The organism is Aeromicrobium sp. PFPM2_SD2 (assembly GCF_057364525.1).
The window spans coordinates 1-4477 of sequence record NZ_JBNFNZ010000189.1 but is presented as its reverse complement, the minus strand read 5'-3'; the positions used below and the strand labels follow the sequence as shown (position 1 = coordinate 4477).

Annotated in this window: 4 protein-coding genes and 1 pseudogene; all 5 read right to left on the bottom strand. The window is 74.0% G+C overall.

Annotated features, from left to right (window positions below; translation table 11 throughout):
- Positions 1-118 precede the first annotated feature (118 nt).
- Complete coding sequence (locus AC2W7G_RS09855; protein ID WP_485868271.1) at positions 119-967, bottom strand: PAC2 family protein; 849 nt, start codon at positions 965-967, stop codon at positions 119-121.
- A gap of 119 nt (positions 968-1086) precedes the next feature.
- Positions 1087-2547: pseudogene (locus tag AC2W7G_RS09850) on the bottom strand (FAD-dependent oxidoreductase); the annotation flags it as partial.
- Positions 2548-2559: 12 nt separating this feature from the next.
- Positions 2560-2772, bottom strand: a complete 213-nt coding sequence (locus AC2W7G_RS09845; RefSeq protein WP_485868270.1) for a CDGSH iron-sulfur domain-containing protein — start codon at positions 2770-2772, stop codon at positions 2560-2562.
- Positions 2765-3718 carry an iron-containing redox enzyme family protein gene (locus AC2W7G_RS09840; RefSeq protein ID WP_485868269.1) on the bottom strand — a complete coding sequence of 318 codons (954 nt, stop codon included), beginning with the start codon at positions 3716-3718 and terminating at the stop codon, positions 2765-2767. Before AC2W7G_RS09840 ends, AC2W7G_RS09845 begins: the two co-directional genes overlap by 8 nt.
- A gap of 205 nt (positions 3719-3923) precedes the next feature.
- Positions 3924-4477 (bottom strand): vitamin B12 dependent-methionine synthase activation domain-containing protein (locus AC2W7G_RS09835; RefSeq protein WP_485868268.1); only part of this gene is annotated, 554 nt, incomplete at its 5' end.

Sequence of the window (4477 nt, the reverse complement as noted above, 5' to 3'; positions counted from 1 at the left end):
GGCCCTGGCCGTCGTCGACGAGTGGGCCTCGGCCGAGGGAACGGACGAGTCCGCGCCGGCCACGGTGCGTGCCGCCGTCGACGCGCTGCTCGGCGTCGCGCTCTAGCGGCCCGCCGCGCTAGTCGGTGCCGTTGGTGCCACGGCGGCGCAGGTAGCGCTCGAACTCCCGGGCGATCGCGTCGCCGGACGCCTCGGGCAGCTCGCTCTCGTCGCGCTCGCTCTCGAGCGCCTGCACGTACTCGGCCACGTCGGGGTCGTTCTCGAGCAGCTCGTCGGCGCCCCGCTGCCACGCCTCGGCCATCTCCGGCAGGACGCCCTGGGGGAGCGGCTGCTGCATGACGTCCTCGAGCCGGTGCAGCAGCGCGAGCGTCGCCTTCGGGCACGGCGGCTCCGCGAGGTAGTGCGGCACCGCGGCCCACAGCGACACGACGTTCATGCCCTGCTCCTGCGCGGCGTCGGCGACGACGGCGTTGATGCCGACCGGGCCGGTGTAGGTCGACTCCGACAGGGAGAGCCGGTCGCTCACCGACGGGTCCGAGCCCTGGCCCTGCACCGGCACCGGGCGCGTGTGCGGGCTGTCGGCGAGCAGCGCGCCGAGCAGCACGACGTCCGTGGCCCCGGCCAGGCTGGCCAGGCCGGTCAGCGTCGAGGCGAACAGCCGCCAGCGGTAGTTGGGCTCGAGCCCGCGGACCAGCAGCACGTCGCGGTCGGCGCCCGGCGGCGTGGCGTAGTAGATCGCGCTGGTCTGCCACTGGATGACGCGCTTGCCGTCCTCGTCGCGCACCATGTGCGGGCGGCTGACCTGGAAGTCGTAGAAGTCCTCCGGATCCATCTCCACCAGGGGCTTGGCGTCCCACTCGTCGATGAGGTGGTCGACGACGCCGGACGCCGCGTCGGCCGCGTCGTTCCATCCTTCGAAGGAGGCGACGAGCCAGGGCCGGCGAAGCTCGGGGATCTCAGGTTCCACGTCTCCACCCTACGGGCCCGGCGCGGTGCGGCGCGCGACGCGCTCAGCGGCTCAGCGGGCGACGACGCGGGGAGCCAGCGTGCTTCACGGCCGGGGCGCTCGGTGCGGTCGAGCGGCCGCGTCGCCGGGCCCTCCAGCACCGTGCCGTCGGCGTCGAAGCGCGAGCCGTGCAGCGGGCAGTCCCAGCTCTTCTCCGCGTCGTTCCAGCGCAGGACGCCGCCGAGGTGGGTGCACACCGCACTGACCGCGCACGTGCGTCCGTCGACCGTGGAGACCGCGACCGGCTTCACGCCGCGGCGGCCGACGACGCCCTCGCCCTCGGCCGGCGCGTGCGCGGGCAGCGGGGCCAGCTCGGCCCTCACGTAGCCCTTGGCCAGCTCCAGGCCGACCTTGCCGTTGATGAGGGCCGCGGAGGCCGCGCCGCTCAGGGTCGGCATGCTGCTGCGCATCGGCTGGGCCCACGCGGGGTCGTTGCCCAGGATCCAGGACGAGACGGCCCGCGCCGCGGCAACGCCCTGGGTCATGCCCCACTTGTCGTAGCCGGTGGCGACGAAGATGCGTCCGCCCGAGCCGGGCAGCTCGCCGACGTACGGGATGTGGTCGGCGGGGGAGTAGTCCTGCGCCGACCAGGCGTGGGTCTCGACCGCGCCGGGGAAGCGCTCGGCCGTCCACGCCCGCAGCTCGTCCAGGTGCTTCGCCGGGCTCGGGTCACGCCCGACGCCGTGGCCGCTGCCGCCGATCATGAGCTGCGTGCCGTCGGGCCGGGGGACGTCGCGGACCGACCGGCTCGGGGTGCCGGCCGAGAGGTACATCCCCTCCGGCGCCGTGACGCCCGTGAACGTCACCACGTACGAGCGCTGCGGGTCGAGCCGCGCGAAGTGGAAGCCCCGGTCCAGGAACGGCATGCCCGTGGCGACCACGAGGTGGCGGCCGAAGACCCGCCGCCCGTCCTCGACGTGCGCCACGACCGCGTCGCCGTCGGCGCGCACCTTGACGACGCGCTGGCCGTGCACGATCGCGCCGCCGTGCTCGCGCAGGTCTCGGGCCAGCGCGGCGACCATCTGGCCGGCCTCCACCTGGGCCTGGCCCGGCAGCAGCGTGGCGCCGTGCACCTCGAAGGGGACGTCCAGGTGGTCGTGCCAGCGCACCTCGAGGCCGAGGCTGGACGCCGCCTCGTGCTCGCGGCGCACCGTCTCGACCTGGCTCGGCGAGGAGGCGTACGTGACCGCCGGACGGATCTGCGCGGCGACGCCGTGGTCCTCGCAGAAGCGCAGCAGCCACTGCTGGCCCTCGCGGTTGGCGTCGACGTAGTCGCGGGCGACGGACGCGCCGCGCCGGCTGAGGACCTGCGACAGCTTGGTGCCCTGCAGCAGCGACACCTTGGCCGTGGTGTGGCCGGTGGTCACCGTGCCCGGCGTCCGGGCCTCGACCACCACCACCCGCGAGCCGGAGCGCGCCAGCAGCAGCGCCGTGGTGAGGCCGGTCAGCCCGGCACCGACCACGACGTGGTCGTACCGGTCGCCGTCCTGCAGCGGGTCGGACGGGTCGAGTGGGAGGTCAGCGGTCCACACCGAGGTCATGAGGGGCTCCGTTCAGGGTCGGTCGCGCTCGGGAAGCACCTTGTGGGTGCCGTCGCACCACGGCTGCAGGGCGGACTTGCCGCACCGGCACACCGCGCTGACGGGCCGGCGGGTCTCGTGCAGGTTGCCGTCGGCGTCGGCCACGACGTGCTTGCCGCGCAGCAGCATCGGGCCGCCGGGGCACATGACGACGGTGGGCGTCGGCGACGTCTCGGGCTCACGCATCGGTGGTCGCCCCCCAGCGGGCCAGGGCGGCCTCCGCGAAGCGGTCCTCCAGGTCCAGGCAGCTGAACGCGCCGAGGACGACGTCCTGGACGAGCGACGGGTCCTCGGCGACGACGGCACCCGCGATCGTCCGGACGGCCAGCTGCTCGTGCACCGCGTCGGCCTCGACGTGCTCGTCGTAGTAGGCGGACATCTCGGCGGGGAAGCCCAGGCGGTGCAGGCCGCGCGACATGCGGCGCGACGGGCCCGAGCTCGTGGCCTCGAACGCGGCGAGGTGTCCCAGTGCCGCGGCTCGGAGGCGGCGGTGCAGGCCGAACAGGCTCATGGCGTTGTTCTCCTCGAGCACCTCGACCGGGGCCTCGTCGATGTACGCGCCGTAGTCGGGACGCAGCCCGCTGGCGGCCAGGCCCTTCGCGAACAGGTGCGCGTGCAGCAGCTGCGGGTCGCCGTTGCCGAACTCGTCGTACTGCAGCTCCATGAGCGCGGCCTTGGGTCCGGGCGACAGGCGCGGGACGACCCAGGCGTGCGGGTCGCTCTCCTTGAGGTGGTAGATCGAGCGCCAGCGCAGCAGGTCCATGACCTGGTCGTGGGTGGCGTCGCGCTGCACGTAGCGCGCGACCGACGGACCCTCGTGGTTCTCGATGAACGAGAACAGGCCGGCGGCGAAGTCGTCGCCGAGGTCGACCTCGGGGCAACGCGCGCGCAGGTCCGCCTCGAGCTCGGCCTCCAGGCCGGCGCGGACGGCAAGCAGGTCGGGGTGCCACTCGAGAGCGTCGTCGACGTCCTCGAAGCCGCGGTAGTGCAGCTCGTAGAGCGACCACAGGGTGATCTGGGCGTCCTCGCGGCCGTCGGGGGCGACGTCGCGGAGCGCGGGGGAGACCTGACCGGACGTGAGCGCGGCGAGCACCTGCTCGCTGAGCGAGCCGCGGGCCTTCGGGGCTAGCAAGCGGCACCTGCCGGGGGAAGCGGGTTCGTCATGGCGACCTCCTGTTTCGACTGCTCCCACTCTGCCCGTCGGGACGTGGGTCCGCTCGTCGAGAACGGGGTGAGGAGGGACGCAGCACGAGTCCGCGTGGCCGCGGCCGGCGCGCCCGTCGCGGCGCCCCCTCGCCAGGTTCAGGGTGCGAAGGGACGGCTCCGCGAGCGGGCGGTCAGTCCTCGGGCTCGTAGCCGAGGTTCGGCCCCAGCCACCGCTCGGCCTCGGCCATCGTCCAGCCCTTGCGCGCGGCGTAGTCCTCGACCTGGTCCTGGCCCAGGCGGCCGAGCACGAAGTACTGCGACTGCGGGTGCGAGAAGTACAGACCGCTGACCGACGCCCCGGGCCACATGGCCATCGAGTCGGTCAGCTCGATGCCCGTGGCCCGCTCCACGTCCAGCAGATCCCAGATCGTGCGCTTCTCGGTGTGCTCCGGGCACGCCGGGTACCCGGGCGCCGGACGGATGCCGCGGTACTTCTCGGCGATGAGCTCGTCGTTGGCCAGCTGCTCGTCGGCGGCGTAGCCCCACAGGTCGGTGCGCACCAGCTCGTGGAGCCGCTCGGCGAACGCCTCGGCCAGCCGGTCCGCGAGGGCCTCGAGCATGATCGCGCTGTAGTCGTCGAGCTCGGCTCGGAACGCCGCGACCCGGTCGGCGCTGCCCAGCCCGGCCGTCACGGCGAACGCGCCCACGTGGTCGCCAGCCCGGTCTCGCGCGGCGCGGACGAAGT